The organism is Rhodococcus sp. DMU1 (genome assembly GCF_012272955.1).
In the GTDB taxonomy this organism is placed as follows: domain Bacteria; phylum Actinomycetota; class Actinomycetes; order Mycobacteriales; family Mycobacteriaceae; genus Rhodococcus; species Rhodococcus aetherivorans.
The window spans coordinates 2,413,319-2,431,029 of the sequence record NZ_CP050952.1 but is presented as its reverse complement, the minus strand read 5'-3'; the positions used below and the strand labels follow the sequence as shown (position 1 = coordinate 2,431,029).

The 17,711-nt window shown below is 70.7% G+C and carries 19 protein-coding genes; 9 read left to right on the top strand and 10 right to left on the bottom strand.

Translation table 11 applies throughout. The annotated features are described in order from the left end of the window. Positions 1–11 precede the first annotated feature (11 nt). Both trxA and HFP48_RS11430 read right to left on the bottom strand, forming a co-directional pair. Positions 12–386: a thioredoxin gene (gene trxA, locus HFP48_RS11435; RefSeq protein WP_043796566.1), complete on the bottom strand. Its 375-nt coding sequence runs from the start codon at positions 384–386 to the stop codon at positions 12–14. Positions 387–419: 33 nt separating this feature from the next. Then, positions 420–1,799, bottom strand: coding sequence for an MBL fold metallo-hydrolase (locus HFP48_RS11430; RefSeq protein WP_006942079.1), 1,380 nt, complete (start codon positions 1,797–1,799; stop codon positions 420–422). A gap of 259 nt (positions 1,800–2,058) precedes the next feature. On the opposite strand from HFP48_RS11430, the gene HFP48_RS11425 reads away from it, so the two are divergent. The 4 genes from HFP48_RS11425 (at position 2,059) to HFP48_RS11410 (ending at position 5,921) form a co-directional block, all read left to right on the top strand. Beyond that, positions 2,059–2,658: a rhodanese-like domain-containing protein gene (locus tag HFP48_RS11425; protein WP_006930562.1), complete on the top strand. Its 600-nt coding sequence runs from the start codon at positions 2,059–2,061 to the stop codon at positions 2,656–2,658. Positions 2,659–2,660: 2 nt separating this feature from the next. Then, complete coding sequence (locus tag HFP48_RS11420; RefSeq protein WP_006930561.1) at positions 2,661–3,539, top strand: sulfite exporter TauE/SafE family protein; 879 nt, start codon at positions 2,661–2,663, stop codon at positions 3,537–3,539. 166 nt (positions 3,540–3,705) lie between these two features. After that, positions 3,706–5,079, top strand: a complete 1,374-nt coding sequence (locus tag HFP48_RS11415) for a wax ester/triacylglycerol synthase domain-containing protein (RefSeq protein ID WP_029543084.1) — start codon at positions 3,706–3,708, stop codon at positions 5,077–5,079. Between the two features lie 50 nt (positions 5,080–5,129). Further along, complete coding sequence (locus HFP48_RS11410) at positions 5,130–5,921, top strand: DUF1542 domain-containing protein (RefSeq protein ID WP_168579526.1); 792 nt, start codon at positions 5,130–5,132, stop codon at positions 5,919–5,921. Here the strand turns inward: HFP48_RS11410 and HFP48_RS11405 are convergent. The 3 genes from HFP48_RS11405 to HFP48_RS11395 form a co-directional block, all read right to left on the bottom strand. Then, positions 5,918–6,715 (bottom strand): DNA-formamidopyrimidine glycosylase family protein, encoded by a 798-nt coding sequence (locus HFP48_RS11405; protein ID WP_006930558.1) that lies wholly within the window; start codon positions 6,713–6,715, stop codon positions 5,918–5,920. The genes HFP48_RS11410 and HFP48_RS11405 overlap by 4 nt on opposite strands. Before the next feature lie 20 nt (positions 6,716–6,735). Further along, a complete protein-coding gene (locus tag HFP48_RS11400; RefSeq protein WP_029543077.1) occupies positions 6,736–7,215 on the bottom strand; it encodes a ribose-5-phosphate isomerase in 480 nt (159 codons plus the stop codon). An 84-nt stretch (positions 7,216–7,299) separates the two neighbouring features. Further along, positions 7,300–7,920: a DsbA family protein gene (locus HFP48_RS11395; RefSeq protein WP_029543074.1), complete on the bottom strand. Its 621-nt coding sequence runs from the start codon at positions 7,918–7,920 to the stop codon at positions 7,300–7,302. 139 nt (positions 7,921–8,059) lie between these two features. Between HFP48_RS11395 and HFP48_RS11390 the strand changes: the two genes are divergently transcribed. Beyond that, positions 8,060–9,304, top strand: coding sequence for an FAD-dependent oxidoreductase (locus HFP48_RS11390; protein WP_006930554.1), 1,245 nt, complete (start codon positions 8,060–8,062; stop codon positions 9,302–9,304). Between the two features lie 62 nt (positions 9,305–9,366). Beyond that, the gene (gene pepN, locus HFP48_RS11385; protein ID WP_029543070.1) at positions 9,367–11,949 is read left to right on the top strand and encodes an aminopeptidase N; all 2,583 of its coding nucleotides are present in this window, start codon (positions 9,367–9,369) and stop codon (positions 11,947–11,949) included. An 82-nt stretch (positions 11,950–12,031) separates the two neighbouring features. Here the strand turns inward: pepN and HFP48_RS11380 are convergent, their stop codons facing one another. From HFP48_RS11380 to HFP48_RS11370, 3 genes are all read right to left on the bottom strand, one after another. After that, entirely contained in the window at positions 12,032–12,490 is a 459-nt protein-coding gene (locus HFP48_RS11380) for a DUF5130 family protein (RefSeq protein ID WP_037201626.1), read from the bottom strand. A 4-nt stretch (positions 12,491–12,494) separates the two neighbouring features. Beyond that, on the bottom strand, positions 12,495–12,758 hold the full coding sequence (locus tag HFP48_RS11375) for a hypothetical protein (RefSeq protein WP_006930550.1): 264 nt from the start codon (positions 12,756–12,758) through the stop codon (positions 12,495–12,497). Positions 12,759–12,822: 64 nt separating this feature from the next. Next, positions 12,823–13,446: an HNH endonuclease gene (locus HFP48_RS11370; RefSeq protein WP_006930548.1), complete on the bottom strand. Its 624-nt coding sequence runs from the start codon at positions 13,444–13,446 to the stop codon at positions 12,823–12,825. Between the two features lie 174 nt (positions 13,447–13,620). Between HFP48_RS11370 and HFP48_RS11365 the strand changes: the two genes are divergently transcribed. Genes HFP48_RS11365 through HFP48_RS11355 form a run of 3 tightly spaced genes read left to right on the top strand, consistent with a single transcriptional unit; the run spans position 13,621 to position 16,593 of the window. Further along, positions 13,621–14,013 carry a globin gene (locus HFP48_RS11365; protein ID WP_006930544.1) on the top strand — a complete coding sequence of 131 codons (393 nt, stop codon included), beginning with the start codon at positions 13,621–13,623 and terminating at the stop codon, positions 14,011–14,013. A gap of 55 nt (positions 14,014–14,068) precedes the next feature. Continuing rightward, positions 14,069–15,658, top strand: coding sequence for a glycoside hydrolase family 13 protein (locus HFP48_RS11360; RefSeq protein WP_168579525.1), 1,590 nt, complete (start codon positions 14,069–14,071; stop codon positions 15,656–15,658). Continuing rightward, complete coding sequence (locus HFP48_RS11355) at positions 15,646–16,593, top strand: EamA family transporter (protein WP_168579524.1); 948 nt, start codon at positions 15,646–15,648, stop codon at positions 16,591–16,593. Before HFP48_RS11360 ends, HFP48_RS11355 begins: the two co-directional genes overlap by 13 nt. Here the strand turns inward: HFP48_RS11355 and HFP48_RS11350 are convergent. Beyond that, on the bottom strand, positions 16,580–17,284 hold the full coding sequence (locus HFP48_RS11350) for a hypothetical protein (RefSeq protein ID WP_006930539.1): 705 nt from the start codon (positions 17,282–17,284) through the stop codon (positions 16,580–16,582). The two genes, HFP48_RS11355 and HFP48_RS11350, sit on opposite strands and share 14 nt — an antisense overlap. Beyond that, entirely contained in the window at positions 17,277–17,711 is a 435-nt protein-coding gene (locus tag HFP48_RS11345; protein ID WP_006930531.1) for a thioesterase family protein, read from the bottom strand. The genes HFP48_RS11350 and HFP48_RS11345 overlap by 8 nt, the downstream gene beginning before the upstream one ends.

Below are 17,711 nucleotides of genomic sequence, written 5' to 3'. Positions count from 1 at the left end.
GGGGTGGCGGGTCAGGCGCCGGCGGCGGCCTTGTGTTCGGCGACCTGGGCGTGGACCTCGGCCATGTTCAGGGCCTTGATCTGCCCGATGAGGTCTTCGAGGGCGGCCGCCGGCAGGGCGCCGGGCTGGGCGTAGACCAGCACGCCCTCGCGGAACGCCATGATCGTGGGGATCGAGCGGATGTCGGCCATGGCGGCGAGCTGCTGCTCGGCCTCGGTGTCGACCTTGGCGTGCACGACGTCCGGGTGCGCGGCCGAGGACTTGTCGAACACGGGGGCGAACGCCCGGCACGGACCGCACCACGAGGCCCAGAAGTCGACCAGGACGATGTCGTTGTCGGTGATCGTGGACTCGAAGTCCGCGAGGGTGAGATTCGTCGTTGCCATCGGGGGTTCCTTTCGTTTTCCTCGGGTGCGGGATCAGGCGGGGACGTGGGCCTCGGCCCAGGCGTTGTAACCGCCGAGCAGGTCCGAGACGTTGTCGAAGCCCTGCGCCCGCAGCAGCGACGCGGCCACACTCGAACGCCACCCACCGGCGCAGTGCACCACGATCGGCTTGCCGGTCGGCACCTGCCCGAGCCGGGTCCGCAGCTGCGCCAACGGGATCGGCACCGCCCCCGGAATCACCCCGAACTCGCGTTCACCGGGATTGCGGATGTCGACCAGCGTCACCGCATCGGCGGCGAGCAACTCGTCGAGCTGCGCGACGGTGGTCCGCGGCGCGGTCTGCACCAGATCCGCCAGCTCCGCCGGGAACACCCCGTCGTGATCGACGGTGAGATAACCGGCCGCGTTGTCCGACCCGATCCGGGCCAGCCGCACCGCCGCGTCCTGCTCCTCCCCCGGATAGGTGATCAACACGATCTTCTCCCCCACCTCGGCGACCATCCCGCCGGTCTCGGCGAACCGGCCGTCGAACCCGACGTTGACCGACCCGCGCAGATGCCCCGCCGCGAAGTCGTCCACACCGCGCGCATCGAGCACCCGGGTCCCGGCGGCCAGCTCGGCCCGCACCCGCGCCGGGCTCAGCTCCGGGATGGTGCGCCCCCGATCGAGCAGCGGATGCACGCTCTTGTTCAACCCGGCATCGACCGAGAAGTAGGCCGGCGCGGCCGGCTGCCCCTCGGTGACCAACGCCACGAACGCCTCCTCGCTCATCGGCTGCACCGACGGATTGCTCACCCGCTGCTCCCCGATCGTCGAGGTCAGCTCCGTCGACAGGTTCTTCCCGCACGACGAGCCGGCACCGTGCGCGGGCAGCACCGTGACCGCATCGGGCAGGGTCAGCAGCTTCTCGTGCACCGTGTGGTACATCGCCCGCGCCAGATCCTCGGTCGACGAATCCCCCAGATTCACCAGGTCCGGGCGACCCACATCACCGATGAACAACGAGTCCCCGGTCAGCACCGCGGCCGGGGTCGCCCCCGGATGCTCGCGCACCAGCACCGAGATCGACTCCCAGGTGTGCCCCGGGGTGGCCAGGATCTCGAGGTCCACCTCCCCGAGGGACAGGTGCTCGCCGTCGCGCAGCCGCCGGATCGGGTAGTCCGCCTCGGCGGCCTCCCCGAACCCGATCCACGCCCCGGTCGCCTCGAGCAGCTCCAGATGCCCGGAGACGAAATCCGCGTGGAAATGCGTGTTGATCACACCCTCGATGCGCAGCCCGTGCCGCGCGGCGTCGTCGAGGTACTCGGTGACATCGCGGCGCGGATCGACCACCACCGCCCGGCCGGTGCCCTCGTCACCGATCAGGTACGACGCGTGCGACAGGCACTCGATGTAGTACTGCTCGAGAATCATTCGGATCTCCCTCTCCTCGGTCACCAAGACCGGTGGCGTTCTGCGTTGACCCATCCTGACATATACCCCCCTGGGTATGTCAAGTACCCCCTGAGGTATACCGGCGAAGCACGTCGTACCGCCGCCACGACCCCGCCGGCACGCCTTGCACATACCCCCTCCCGTATGCTTATCATTGCTGCGGACATACCCCCAGGGGTTTATGCACGAAGCCCGATCGCACACCCCGCGATCACGACCACCGATCCGAAAGGCCCCCATGACCGAGCCGAGTCCCGCCACCCTCGATCCCACCGCCCTGCGCGAGCTCCTCGACTCCGGCAAGAACGTCCGCGTCGTGGACGTCCGCACGCCCGGCGAGTTCGAGTCCGTGCACATTCCCGGCGCCTACAACGTCCCCCTGGACCTGCTGCGCGAGCACCGCGACGAGTTCCTCGCCCACCTCGACGAGAACGTCGTCCTCGTGTGCCGGTCGGGCCAGCGCGCCACCCAGGCCGAGGAGACTCTCCGCACCGCCGGGCTGTTCAACGTGCACATCCTCGAGGGCGGCATGATGGGCTGGGAAGCCAAGGGCTTCACCGTCAACCGCGGCACCGAGCGCTGGGACCTCGAACGCCAGGTCCGCCTCGTCGCCGGCTCCATCGTGCTGACCTCCGTCCTCGGCAGCATCGCGGTACCCAAGCTCAAGTGGCTCGCCGCCGGCGTCGGCGGCGGCCTGAGCTTCGCCGCGCTCTCCAACACCTGCGCGATGGGCATGGTGCTCTCCAAGCTGCCCTACAACCGCGGCGCCTCGTGTGATCCGCAGACCATCGTCGCCCAGCTGGTCGACTCGAAGACCGCTACGGCCGAAAGGAACTGATCATGATCGCGCTGACCGTTGCGCTGGCGGTCCTCGTCGGCGTCACCCTCGGATTGCTCGGCGGCGGAGGTTCGATCCTCACCGTCCCGCTGCTGGCGTACGTCGCGGGCATGGATGCCAAGGAAGCCATCGCCACCTCGCTGCTCGTCGTCGGCGTCACCAGCGCGGTCGGCGCGATCTCCCACGCGCGGGCAGGCCGCGTCCAGTGGCGCACCGGCATCCTGTTCGGCCTGGCCGGCATGGCCGGTGCCTACGCCGGCGGCCTGCTCTCGCGTTTCATCCCCGGCAGCATCCTGCTGCTCGCCTTCGCCGCGATGATGATCGCCACCGCCATCGCCATGCTCCGCGGCCGCAAGAACAAGACCACGGGCCCGGACGGCACCCACTCCATGCCGGTCGGCAAGATCCTGCTCGACGGCGTGGTCGTCGGCCTGGTCACCGGCCTCGTCGGCGCCGGGGGCGGCTTCCTGGTCGTGCCGGCCCTGGCCCTGCTCGGCGGCCTGCCCATGCCCATCGCCGTCGGCACCTCGCTGATCGTGATCGCCATGAAGTCGTTCGCCGGCCTCGGCGGCTACCTGTCCACGGTGCAGATCGACTGGCGCCTGGCGGCAATGGTCACCGGCGCCGCCGTCGTCGGCAGCCTCATCGGCGGCCGCCTGACCGCCATGGTCGACCCGGACGCGCTGCGCAAGGGCTTCGGCTGGTTCGTCCTGATCATGTCCTCGGTCATCCTCGCCCAGGAGATCCACCCCCTCGTCGGCATCACCGCGGCGGCACTCACCCTCCTCGCCGCCGGCACCACCTACGCCTGCAGCCGCAGCGACCGCTGCCCCCTGCAGCGGCTCGGACGACGGACGGAAGCCGCCACCTCGGCCGCCTGACGGACTCACAACCCGGACGAAAGTCACTATCGGCATCACGGCCCGGCGCCTAGAGTTCGGAGTATCCGCTCCGGATTCCCGCGCCGGGCCGTGATGCCGTCCCGGTTCGAGGTGCGGCCGGAGCGAAACCCGACTGTCGCGGCGGCCCGTGTGAGAAGTTACCGAGATGAGCAACGCATCCGACCGCCACATGCAGCAGACGGACTACCTCACCTGGAGCATGGAGAAGGATCCCGCGCTCCGGTCGACGATCGTGGCCGTCGTCCTGCTCGACGCCTCACCCGACTGGGACCGTCTGTGCGAGATGATGGACCGCGGCACCCGGGAGGTGCCCAGCTTCCGGCATCGCGTGGTCGAGGTGCCGTTCGGTCTCGCGCCGCCGCGATGGGTCGCGGATGCGAACTTCGACCTGTCCTGGCACATGCGCCGGGTCTCCCTTCCCGGGCCGGCGAACTTCGACGACGTCCTCGAGTTCGCCCGGACCACGGCCATGGCCGCGTTCGACAAGGACCGGCCGCTGTGGGAGATGACGGTGGTCGACGGACTCGCCGGCGGTCAGGCCGCGCTGCTGATCAAAGTGCACCACGCCCTCACCGACGGAATCGGCGGTATGCAGATCACCGCGCGGCTGGTCGACTTCGACCGCGACGGCACGCCCCGCGATCCGGCCCCGGAACCGCCCGCCCCGGAATCACCGGACAGCCTGGACCTGGCCGCCGAGGCGATCGGCTGGGACTGGTCCCAGCTCCGCGGACTCGCGGGCCGCGGGCTGGCCTCGATCTGGCCGACCACCCGGGCGGTGGTCACCAACCCGATCGGTTCCGCCCGCAACGCCGCGGGGGTTGCGGCGTCCGTCGCCCGCTACCTGCGCCCGATCCTGCGGCTCGAATCCCCGGTCATGACGGAACGCACCCTCAGCCGCCGGCTCCACGTGATCGACGTCCCGCTCGACCGGCTGCGCGACGCCGCCCACCGCGGCGGCGCCACCCTCAACAGCGCCTTCCTGACCGCCGTCCTCGTCGGCCTGGCCGAATACCACCACCGCCACGGATCCGACGTCGACGAGCTGCGGGTCACGATGCCGCTGAGCATCCGCACCGATCAGGACACCCTCGGCGGCAACCGGATCAACCTCGCGCGTTTCCCGCTTCCCGTGCGCTCCGACGACCCCCTCACGCTCATGCAGGAGGTGAACAGGATCGTCGAAGGCTGGCGCCACGAGCCGGCGGTGCCGATGGCGCAGACCCTCGCCACCCCCCTCAATCTGCTCCCCCCGGCCGTCGTCGGCGAGATGCTCAAGCACGTCGACTTCCTCGCCTCCAACGTGCCGGGTTCCCCGGTGGCGCTGTACGTCGCCGGCGCGAAGGTGGAACGGTACTACGCCTTCGGCCCCACCCTCGGCTCGGCGTTCAACGTCACCCTGATGTCGTATCTGCACACGTGCTGCGTCGGGTTCACCCTCGACACGGGGGCGATCCCCGACCTCGAGGTGTTCGACGACTGCATGCGCGACGGATTCCACGCCGTCCTCGAAGCCTGACCCGCCGGTAGGCTGGACGGTGACCGTCCAGTCCGCCGGAAGGGACCGCCGTGGAACTCCTGCTGATCGTCGCCGTCCTCGTCGCCGTCGTGTTCCTGGTGTCCGCGGCGCAGCGGAAGAAGTCGGGGCGTAGCGCCCACGAACTCGACGACGCGAAGGCCGACGCCCGGCAGGCCATCGAGCGGCTCGGCGGCCAGATCTACAACCTCACCGGCACCGACACCGCCTCCAAGCAGGCCCTCGCCGATGCGTCCGAGCGCTACAACGCCGCCGGCTCACAGATCGAGCAGTCCCGCACACCGGTGCAGGCACGGCTGGCCAAGCAGACCGCTCTCGAGGGGCTGTACTACATCCGGGCCGCCCGCCTCGCGATGGGCATGGACCCCGGTCCCGATATCCCCACGCTCGAGGGCCAGCAGACGGCCGGCCGCGTGACCGAGAACCGCGAGATCGACTTCGAGGGACGCACGGTGGCAGCCTCACCGGCCCCCTCGTCGCGCACCCCGAACTACTTCCCGGGCGGGCGCGTCGCGGGCCGGCCCGTGCCGGCGGGTTGGTACTCGGAGCCGTGGTGGAAGCCCGCCCTCGTCGCCGGGGCGTGGGGCGTCGGATCGATGCTGCTGTTCTCGGCTATGTTCTCCGGCATGGCCGGGGTGCCGTACGACGCGCAGGCCTTCGAGCAGGGCTTCGACTCCGGATACGACCAGGGTCTCGAGGCCGGCCAGGACGGCGGGGACTACGGCGACGCCGGCGGCGATTACGGCGGTGGTGACTACGGCGGTGGTGACTACGGCGGGAGCGATTTCGGGGCCGGCGGGGACTTCGGCGGGTTCGACTTCTAGCCCACCTGGCAGGCGGGGCACCAGAACAGGTTGCGGCCCTGCATGACCGAGTGCAGCACCGGCGTGGTGCACAACCGGCACGGCTCACCCGCACGCCGGTAGACGTAGGTCCGGGGACGGCCCTTGGCGTAAGCCGGTGCGCCGTGGTCATGTTCGCGCCGCACGACGTGGATCGCGCCGCGTCGCACCCCCGTCCGCATCAGAACGACGAGATCGTCCCAGACGGCGTCGAACTCGGCTCTGGTGAGATCACGGCCGGGGCGCTGCGGATGGATGCCGTGCCGGAACAGGACCTCCGCGCGGTAGATGTTGCCCACCCCCGAGATCACGGACTGGTCCATGAGCAACGAGCCGATGGCGCTGCGGGACTTGGTGATTCGCGTCCACGCCCGTTCGGGTTCGGCGTCCCGCCGCAGCGGGTCGGGACCGATCCGCGCGGCGATCGCCTGCACCTCGCCCGGGGTGAGGACCTCGCACGCGGTCGGACCGCGCAGGTCGGTGCCGAACTCGGCGCCGACCATGCGCATCCGTACCTGACCGACCGGATCCGTCAGCGGAACCGGCGCCTCGGTGAACGAGCCGTACAGACCCAGGTGCACGTGCACCGTCAGGCCGTTGTCGTAGTGGTGCCACAGGTGCTTGCCCAGCGCCTCGGCGCGGAGCAGCACCCGGCCGTCGACGAGCGCCGCGTCGTCGGCGAAGCGGCCCTGCGGGCTCGACACCCGCACCGAGGCACCCGCGAAACGTCGCTGGTGCAGCCGGGCGAGCCGGTGCAGGGCTGGTCCCTCCGGCACGGTGGATCAGGCTCCGTTCGTCAGGCCGGCGCGCCGGGAACTTCCGGGGCCACGCCGGTCTTCTCGTACTCGCTCAGGATGTCGATGCGCCGCTGATGCCGTTCCTCCCCCGACCACGGGGTGGCGACGAACGCATCGACGATGGCGAGGGCCTCCTCCAGGCTGTGCATGCGACCACCGATGCCGATGAGCTGCGCGTTGTTGTGCTCACGGGCCAGCTTGGCGGTCTCCACGCTCCAGGCGAGGGCACAGCGGGCGCCCGGCACCTTGTTCGCGGCGATCTGCTCACCGTTGCCGCTGCCGCCGAGGACGATGCCGAGACTGCCCTCGTCCGCGACGACGCGGCGAGCGGCCTCGATGCAGAATGCCGGGTAGTCGTCGAGGGCGTCGTACTCGTACGCGCCGCAGTCGACGGCCTCGTGGCCGTTGGCAGTGAGATGTTCGATGATCTGGTTCTTACGTTCGAAGCCGGCGTGGTCGGCACCCAGGTAAACGCGCATGCGTCAGATAGTAGGCAGCGCTGCTGCCGGTGCGTCCTTTGGGCGGCAGCAACCGCCCAAAGGACGCACCGGCGCCGCAGGCGCCTACTCGAAGCTCGGGTCCTCGGTGCGCGTGCGCTTGAGTTCGAAGAAGTGGGGATAGGACGCCATGGCCACCACCCCGTCCCAGATCCGGCCGGCGTCCTCGCCGCGCGGGATCCGTGAGAGCACCGGACCGAAGAACGCCACGCCGTTGACGTGGATGGTCGGCGTGCCGACGTCCGGGCCGACCGCATCCATGCCGGCGGCGTGGCTGGCGCGCAGCGCCTCGTCGTAGGCGTCGGTGTCGGCGGCCTGCGCCAGGTGCGGATCCAGGCCCAGGTCCGCGAGGGACTTGGCGATCACCGCCGGGAAGTCCTTGTTGCCCTCGTTGTGGATCTGGGTGCCCATTGCCGTGTACAGCGGCTCGAGGATCTCGTCGCCGTACTTCTGCGCCGCGGCGATCGCCACCCGCACCGGACCCCACGCCCGCGTCATCAGTTCGCGGTAGACCTCGGGCAGGTCGTCCTTGCCCTCGTTGAGCACGGCCAGGCTCATGACGTGGAACTTCGCCTCGATGTCGCGGACCTGCGCCACCTCCAGAATCCAGCGCGAGGTGATCCAGCACCACGGGCACAACGGGTCGAACCAGAAGTCGGCGGTGTCCTTCGAAGTCGGGTCGCTCACGGGGTCTCCTCGCTGCAGAAAATCGGACTACGGTCCGATTCAACGTCGGCCGTCGCCCAATTCTTCCCGAACCGCCGGTTCCCGCGCCGTCGCCGACGTACCGTCGAGGAACCGGTGCCGCACGGAACGGGGATGCGCGATGTCCAACGAGAAACTCTTCGTCATCGTCGGCGGCGGGCTCGCCGGGGCCAAGACGGCCGAGCAGTTGCGCGCCCGCGACTTCCCCGGCCGGATCCTCCTCCTGTGCGAGGAGGAACACCTTCCCTACGAGCGACCACCGCTGTCGAAGGACTACTTCGCCGGCAAGAAGCAGCTTGCGGAGTTCACCGTGCAGCACGGTGACTGGTACCGCGACCACCGGGTCGAGGTCGAACTCGGCGTCACCGTCACCGCGCTCGATCCGGCCGCCCACACGGTCACGCTGCCCGACGGTTCCACCGTGCGCTACGACAAGCTCGCCCTCGCGACCGGTTCGCGCTCGCGGCGCATCCCGCTGCCGGGCGTCGACGCCGCGGGCGTGCACATGTTGCGCACCGTCGAGCAGTCCGACGCGCTGCTTGCCGCCGTCCGCCGCGAGGCGGGGCCGGCGGCGCACCTGGCGATCGTCGGTGCCGGCTGGATCGGTCTCGAGATCGCCGCCGGCGCGCGCGGGCACGGCGCGGACGTCACCGTCGTCGAGGCAGCCCCCCAGCCCCTGTCCGCCGCGCTCGGTGAGCAGATGGGAGCCGTCTTCGCGAAGCTGCACCGCGATCACGGCGTGGACCTGCGCACCTCGACGACGGTGTCGGAGATCCTCACCGCCGAGAACCGCGCGAGCGGGCTTCGTCTCGGCGACGGCACCGAGATCCGGGCCGACGCGGTCCTCCTCGCGGTGGGCGCAGCGCCCAACGTCGAACTGGCCCGCGACGCCGGACTGGCGACGGAGGACGGCGGAGTGCTGGTCGATGCGTCCCTGGCCACCAGCGATCCGGACATCGTCGCGGTCGGTGACATCGCCGCCGCCGAGCATCCGCTGCTCCGGACCCGGATCCGGGTCGAGCACTGGGCCAACGCGCTCCACCAGCCCGACGTCGCGGCCGCCACCATGCTGGGCCGGCCCGCCTCCTACGACCGTCTGCCGTACTTCTTCACCGACCAGTACGACCTCGGCATGGAGTACGTCGGGCACGCACCCGGCGACGCGCGGGTGATCACGCGCGGCGACGTCGACTCCCGGCAGTTCCTCGCGTTCTGGCTCGACGCGGCCGGGCGGGTCTGCGCAGGGATGAACGTCAACATCTGGGACGCGGGTGACGACATCCGCGCGCTGATCTCCTCCGGCGAATCCGTCGACCCCCACCGGCTCTCCGATCCGGAGGTGCCACTCGCGGAGGTCGCCGGGTGAACCGGTCCCTCACATGATGGGATGGCAGGCGAGTCGCATCCCGTCGTGAGAAGGAGTTTTCCGTGGCACCACCGAATCTGACCCGCGAGCAGGCGGCCGAGCGGTCCGCGGTCCTGACCGTCGACAACTACCGCATCGAACTCGACCTGACCGACGGCGCGGGCGCTCCGGGAACTACCACGTTCCGTTCGACCACCACCGTCACGTTCGACGCCACGGAGGGCGCGTCGACCTTCGTCGACCTGATCGCGCAGACCGTGCACTCGGCCACCCTCAACGGCAAGCCCGTCGACGTCTCCGGATACACCGAGGAGAGCGGGATCGCGCTGAGCGGATTGGCCGCGCGCAACGAACTGACCGTCGAGGCGGACTGCCTCTACACCAACACCGGCGAGGGCCTGCACCGCTTCGTCGATCCCACCGACGGCGCGGTCTACCTGTACTCGCAGTTCGAGACGGCCGACGCCAAGCGGATGTTCGCGTGCTTCGACCAGCCGGACCTGAAAGCCACGTTCGACATCTCGGTGAGCGCGCCCGCCGACTGGAAGGTGATCTCCAATGCCGCGACGGTGAACACCGTCGCCGCCGACCCCGGACGGCACGTCTTCCGCACCACGCCCCGGATGAGCACCTACCTCGTGGCGCTGATCGCCGGACCGTATACCGAGTGGACCGACACCTACAGCGACGCGCACGGCACCATCCCGCTCGGCATCTACTGCCGTGCCTCCCTGGCCGAGTTCATGGACGCCGAGCGGTTGTTCACCGAGACCAAGCAGGGCTTCGGGTTCTACCACGAGAACTTCGGCATGCCCTACGCGTTCGGGAAGTACGACCAGCTGTTCGTTCCCGAGTTCAACGCCGGCGCGATGGAGAACGCCGGCGCGGTGACCTTCCTCGAGGACTACGTGTTCCGCTCCAAGGTCACCCGTTACTCGTACGAGCGCCGCGCCGAGACGGTGCTGCACGAGATGGCACACATGTGGTTCGGCGACCTGGTGACCATGCGCTGGTGGGACGACCTGTGGCTCAACGAGTCGTTCGCGACCTTCGCCTCGGTGCTGTGCCAGTCGCGTGCCACCGAGTACACGAACGCGTGGACCACGTTCGCGAACGTCGAGAAGTCGTGGGCCTACCGCCAGGATCAGCTCCCCTCGACCCATCCGATCGCCGCGGACATCCCCGACCTCGCGGCGGTGGAGGTCAACTTCGACGGCATCACCTACGCCAAGGGCGCGTCCGTGCTCAAGCAGCTCGTCGCCTACGTCGGCGAGGAACCGTTCCTCGCGGGGCTGCGGGACTACTTCCGTGAGCACGCGTTCGCCAATGCCACGTTCGACGACCTGCTGGCGGCCCTCGAGAAGTCGTCGGGCCGGGACCTGTCGGGGTGGGGCGCGCAGTGGCTCAAGACCACCGGGCTGAACATCCTGCGCCCCGATTTCGACGTCGACGACGACGGGCGGTTCACCCGCTTCGCGGTGATCCAGGAGGGCGCCGACCCCGGCGCCGGGGAACGCCGGGTGCACCGGCTCGCGATCGGGGTGTACGACGACGACGGTTCGGGCAAGCTGCTCCGCACACATCGCGTCGAGATCGACCTCGACGCCACCGAGCGCACCGAGGTGCCGGAGCTCGTCGGCGTCGGCCGCGGCAAGCTGGTGCTCGTCAACGACGACGACCTCACGTACTGCTCCGTGCGGCTCGATCCCCAGTCGCTCGAGGTGCTGATGGACCGGATCGGCGACATCGCCGAGCCGCTGCCGCGCACCCTGGCATGGTCTGCCGCATGGGAGATGACCCGGCAGGCCGAGCTGAAGGCCCGCGACTTCGTGGCGCTGGTCCAGCGCGGCGTCGCGACCGAGACGGAGGTCGGCGTGGTACAGCGGCTGCTGATGCAGGCGCACACCGCCCTCGGCAGCTACGCCGATCCCGGCTGGGCGGCCGAGCGAGGCTGGAACGACTACGCGAACCGGCTGCTGGAACTGGCCCGCGAGGCGCAGCCGGGCTCGGACCATCAGCTCGCGTTCGTCAACGCGTTGACCACGGCCCGGCTCGCGCCGTGGCACACCGAGGTGCTCGGGGAACTGCTCGGCGCCGAGCCTTCCAGCGTGGGGCTGGCCGGACTGGTCGTTGACACGGATCTGCGGTGGCGGATCGTGCAGGCGCTGGCCGCGGCCGGGGAGATCGACGCGGAGGGCGTGGAGTCGCCGTTCATCGACGCCGAGGCCGAGCGGGATCCGACGGCCGCCGGTGCACGACAGGCGGCCACCGCGCGGGCGGCGCGCCCGCAGGAGGCCGTCAAGGAACAGGTGTGGGACACGGTGGTGGGCGACGACTCGATCCCGAACATCACCGCCCGCGCGATCATCGGCGGCTTCGCTCCGGCCGGCCAGTCGGAGCTGCTCGAGCCCTTCGTCGCGCGGTACTTCGCCGACGCTCCGGGCGTGTGGGAGCGCCGCTCCAGCGAGGTCGCGCAGACCGTCGTCGTGGGCCTGTACCCGTCGTGGTCGATCAGTGAGGCCTCCGTCGCCGCGGCCGACGAGTTCCTCGCCGGTGAGCATCCGCCCGCGCTGCGCCGGCTGATCAGCGAGGGACGCGCGGGGATCGTCCGGTCGCTGAAGGCGCGGGCGTTCGACGCGTCCTAGCCGCAACACGCGTGTGGCCGAATGTCACATCGTGTCGATCCGATCGACGTGATGTGACATTCGGCCACAGAGGCGAGGGGAACTACGGCGCGGTGATCGCGTTCGCCATGACGCGGATTGCGCTGACGATGCCGTCGATCAGGTCGCCCTGCCCGAACGACGAGATCGCGGCGGTCACGCCGAGCTGCGTGACCCGGTTGTCGACGCGGTCCGCGACGCCGCGTCCGCTGCGGATCTCGATGGAGCGCTGGTTCGGGTACACGGCGATGAGCACCGAGTTCGGCGCCTCCGGCGTGGTCGGGAACACCGCGTCGGTGGTTGCCGCCGGGTCGGTGGCGTCCGCGACGTAGACGTTGAAGCGCACCTTCGTCGCCCGGGTGGCCTCGGTGAGCGCATCGTCGAGAGCGATCATGTCGCGGTCGCGGAACGGCGGGCCCTCGAACAGGCCGTCGAGGGGGCGGGTCCGGGAGATCCGGCCACTCGCCGTCAGCGCCGCACCGTACGGCAGTTCCGCGGGAGCCACAGCCGTCCGGCTGTGCATCACGTCACCACTTGCCACTTGCCCTACCTCCGATCGGGTCGACCGGCGCGCCGGCGACGAGTTCATGATGCCCACCGTGGTGGCCGTGCGTGGTGACCTCGTCGACCGCGCTCCACAGCATCGGATCGTGGTCCCACTTGTCCCCGAGCTTGTACTCGGCGGGCCGCGTGCCCGGAACCGGCTTCGTGAAGACGGAGAAGACCCCGAGTATCACGATGATCGCCACCGGGATGGCAACGAATATGAGGGTTGTCTCGAGAATGCTCACATCGCAAACGGTAGCCCAGCATGTGCGATCCCGGCGCGCTTGCCCCGACTTGCGGCGACGGGGATCAGGCCGCGCCCTCGCCCAGGTACGGCAACCAGGTCGGATGCAGCTCCGGCAGCGTCGCCAGCAGCCGCCAGTGCCGGCCCTTCGGGGGCACGAGCGCGGCGCGCAGCGTCCAGCCGAGTTCGCTGAGCAACTTGTCGGCCTTGCGGTGATTGCACGACGCGCAGCACGCCACGCAGTTCTCCCACGAGTGTTCACCGCCGCGGCTGCGCGGGACCACGTGGTCGATGGTCTCGGCCTTGGCGCCACAGTAGGCGCACCGGTTCCGGTCGCGGTGCATGAGCGCGGCGCGGGTCATCGGCACCCGCGCGTGGTACGGCACGTGCACGAAGCTCCGGAGCCGGATCACCCACGGAATCTGCACCGCCCATTCCGCGGATCGCACCAGCGGGCCGAGCGGATCCTCGTGCACGGTGTCGGCCTTGCCGCCGGCCATGAGCACGACCGCGCGACGGGCGGGCAGCGCGGTGAGCGGTTCGTAGGTGGCGTTGAGCAGAAGTACGCGGCGTTTGACCCAGTCCGGGACAGCGTCGTCGCGTACGACACACAGGGAGTTGGCCCCCGGCGCCCCGTTGTGGGCGTCGGCGGGCGGGAGTTGTCGATGTGCGATGCGTCGGTGCTTCATACGACCTCCGGAAGACTGCTCACAAGTGGACCACGGATCTACGCACGTCGCACGCCGATTCTGACGACTTTCCGGGTCCCGGAGGTGAACATCCCGTGCCGGAGACGTCCGATTGGGGCGCGCACTCCCGGAACCGGCACAATGGACGAGCGAGAGGGACGGTGAGCAGAACTGATGAGTGACGAGCAGACCTTCTACGACGCGGTCGGCGGCGCCGAGACATTCCGCAAGCTCACGGCGCGCTTCTACGAGGAAGTGGCCGAGGACGAGATCGTCCGCCCGCTGTACCCGGAGGAGGACCTCGGCCCGGCGGAACGGCGCATGCGGATGTTCCTCGAGCAGTACTGGGGCGGACCGCGCACCTACTCGGACGAGCGCGGGCACCCGCGGCTGCGGATGCGTCACCACCCGTTCCGGATCGGCCCGCTCGAACGCGACGCCTGGCTGCGCTGCATGCACACGGCGATCGCGTCGATCGACTCGCAGACGCTCGACGACGAGCACCGCAGCCAGCTGATCGCGTACATGGAGATGGCGGCGGACTCGATGATGAACTCGCCGATCTGAGGGCCGGCCACGTTCGAGTCGTGGCCCACCTGTCGGTTTGGCACTATGGGTGGCTGTGAGCACTCCCCCCGGCACCCCTGCACAACGCTGGTGGGCGGACGCCGTCTTCTACCAGGTGTACCCCCGCTCGTTCGCCGACTCGAACGCAGACGGCGTCGGCGACCTCGACGGGATCCGCGACAAGCTCGGATACCTGGAGCTGCTGGGGGTCGACGCGATCTGGCTGAACCCGGTGATGCGCTCACCGATGGCCGACCACGGCTACGACGTGTCCGACCCCCGCGACGTCGATCCCCTGTTCGGCGACCTCGCCGCTCTGGACGCCCTCGTCGAGGCCGCCCACGCCCGCCGGATCCGCGTCATGATGGACCTGGTCCCCAACCACACAAGTTCCGAACATCCCTGGTTCCGGGAGGCGCTGGTCGCCGCACCCGACAGCCCCGAGCGGGCCCGGTACCACTTCCGCGACGGCCGCGGGCCGAACGGCGACCTGCCGCCCAACAACTGGCCGAGCGTGTTCGGCGGCCCCGCGTGGACCCGCGTGACCGAACCCGACGGCACCCCCGGACAGTGGTACCTGCACCTGTTCGCACCGGAGCAGCCGGACCTGAACTGGCGCAACGACGAGGTGTTCGAGGACCTGGAGAAGACCCTGCGGTTCTGGCTGGACCGCGGCGTCGACGGCTTCCGCATCGACGTCGCCCACGGCATGGCCAAGCCCGGCGGGCTACCCGACTTCGACCACTGGGAGCAGAACCGGCTGCTGCGGCACTTCGACGACGACCCGCGGTTCAACAACGCCGAGGTCCACGACATCCACCGCCGGATCCGCTCGGTGCTCGACGAGTATCCGGACACGGTGGCCGTCGGTGAGATCTGGGTGCACGACCACGTGCTGTTCTCGGAGTACCTGCGCCCCGACGAACTGCACCTGGCGTTCAACTTCCATCTTGCGCTCGCGCGGTGGGATGCCGCCGAGATCCGGGAGGCGATCGACGTGTCGCTCGCCGCGGTCGCGCCGAGCGGCGGGGTCGCGACGTGGACGCTGTCCAATCACGACATCGAGCGTGAGGTGACGCGCTACGGCGGCGGTCCGCTCGGGCGCGACCGCGCGCGGGCGATGATCCTCGTCGAGCTGGCGCTGCCCGGTGCGGCCTTCCTCTACAACGGTGCCGAACTCGGCCTGCCCAACGTCGACGACCTGCCCGAGGACGCGCTGCAGGATCCGGTGTGGGAGCGGTCCGGGCACACCGACCGCGGCCGGGACGGGTGCCGGGTCCCGATGCCGTGGGAGGGCACGCAGCCGCCGTTCGGCTTCACCAGCGCATCGCAGACGTGGCTGCCGCAGCCGGACACGTGGGCCGGGCTGACCGTCGAGGCGCAGCTCGAGGACGTCTCGTCCACCCTGTCGTTGTACCGGGCGGCGCTCGAGGCGCGACGTCGGCGGCCGGAGTTCGACGGCGCCGACGTGGACTGGTACGGCAGTCCGCCCGGGTGCCTGGCGTTCCGCCGCTCCGGTGGGCTGATCTGCGCCCTCAACACCACCGAGCACCCGGTGGAGATGCCGCCGGGCACGGTGATCCTGTCCAGCGCGCCGCTGGTGGACGGGCAGCTGCCCGGCAACGGCGCGGCGTGGCTGATCTGACCGCACACCGCTCGCCGGCGAGCGCGGTCGCCCTGGTGCTGGCGGCGTCCGCCCTGTTCGGGACGACGGGCACCGCGCAGGCCCTCGGTTCGCGTGCGCTCGGTGTCCCGTTGGACGCCGTCGCGGTCGGGGCGGGCCGCATCGTGCTGGCCGGGACGGTGCTCGCGCTGTTCGCGCGGGCCCGTGGCCCGCTGTTCGCGCGGGCCCGTGGCCCGCTGTTCCCGGCGGGCCGCCGGCGGCCGACGCTGCTCGGCGCCGGCGGCGTGGTGATGTATCAACTGGGGTTCTTCACCGCGGTGCAGACCGCGGGCGTCGCGGCGGGCACGATGATCGCGCTCGGGTCCGGACCGGCGTTCACCGGGCTGCTGCAGTGGCTGGTGTCCCGGCGCCGCCCCGGCCGCGTGTGGGCGGTGTCGACGGCGATCGCGGTCGTCGGGCTCGTCCTCATCGTCGCCGGATCGGGCGGCGGCACCTCCGCGGGCGCCGGTTCCGTCGCGGCCGGGGCCCTGCCCGCGCTTGCGGCCGGCCTGGGCTACGCGACGTACACCGTCGCGGGTGCCGCGCTGCTCGGCCGCGGCGCCACCCCGGCCGCGTCGATGGGCGCGATGTTCGGGCTGGCGGCGGTGCCCATGGCGGCGATCCTGCTGGCACAGTGGCCGGGCGGTCTCGACAGCGCGGCCGGCGCGACGACCGTCGTCTATCTCGCCCTCGTCCCCACGGTGCTCGCCTACCTGCTGTTCGCGCTCGGCCTGCGCACGCTGTCGCCCGCGGCGGTGACCACCCTCACGCTCGCGGAACCGGTGGTGGCGGCCGTGCTCGGTGTGCTGGTGCTCGGCGAGCGGCTCGGCCCGGTGGCCCTCGCGGGGACGGTGGTCGTGGTCGCGGCGCTGACGCTGCTGGGCCGGAATCTCGGCGGCGGTGTCAGCGCACGCTGAGGCCGAGACCTCCGCCGCGGCGGAGGTACACGGATCCGTAGCGGGCGTCGAGCCGCAGCCATGTCGCCGACGCCCGCACGCGCACCACTTCGGCCGGGTCGATCCGGTCGAGGTCGATCTCCGCTGTCGCGGGGGCACCGCCCGTGGGCACGAAGCCCATGGCGTTGAGCGCGAACACCAGCCGCATCGGCACCCCGGCCCGCTCTCCCCCACCGGCGACCTCGAGCACCTCCTGCGCCAGCAGCGACGACGGCGGTCCCTGCCCCTGCTCGCGACTGAGCGTGACGCCGCGCTGCGCGAGGTCCACGAGGACGCGGGCGGGGACGTCGTCGAGGTGGACGTACCCGGCATCCGGAGGCAGGGCCCCGCGCCACGCCGAGTCCATCGCCCACCCCGGGTCCATCCCGTCGCCGCCGGCGGCGACGAGGGCCGCGCGCAGCCCGTCCGCGGCGACGGTCGTGTCCGCCGGGGCGATCGTGCCGCGCAGCACCCGGGCGGCGAGGGCGTCGAACCCGGTGTTCACCCACGCCGAGAGCAGCCCGTCGGGGCGTTGCCGCAGCCGCACGACAGCGGCCTCGTCGAGCCGGACCGCGCGGGTCAGGAACGCGACGAGGTCGGAGCGGTCGGCGGGGTCCGGGACCTGCAGCCACCGTTCGGGTGACGTCCCGGCCGCACTGAGGGAATCAGCCACGACGCCACCGCTGCAGGTACTCGCGTTCGGGGCCGGTGAGCCGGCGCAGCCGCTGGGTGCCGATGTCGAACGCCGCGATCTGGGTGGAGGCGACCACCGAGGGCGTGGCGTCGGCGGGCGCGCCGCCGGGCCGGACCTCGTAGCCGATGGTGAAGTCGACCGCCCGCACCTGCTCGACCCACATCAGCACGTCCAGCGGGCTGTCCTCGTGCCGCAACTGGCCGCGGTACCGCACGTGCAGGTCTGCGATGACGGCACCCTCCCGCAGGTTCACGGTGGGCCGGCCGTCGGCGAACAGCCACGGGATGCGGGCCTCCTCGAGGAGGGTGACCATGCGCGCGTGGTTGATGTGCTGGAACGCGTCCATGTCGGACCAGCGCACCTCCACCGCGGTGTGGAAGCCGAACTGCTCGGTCGCGTCCCTCAC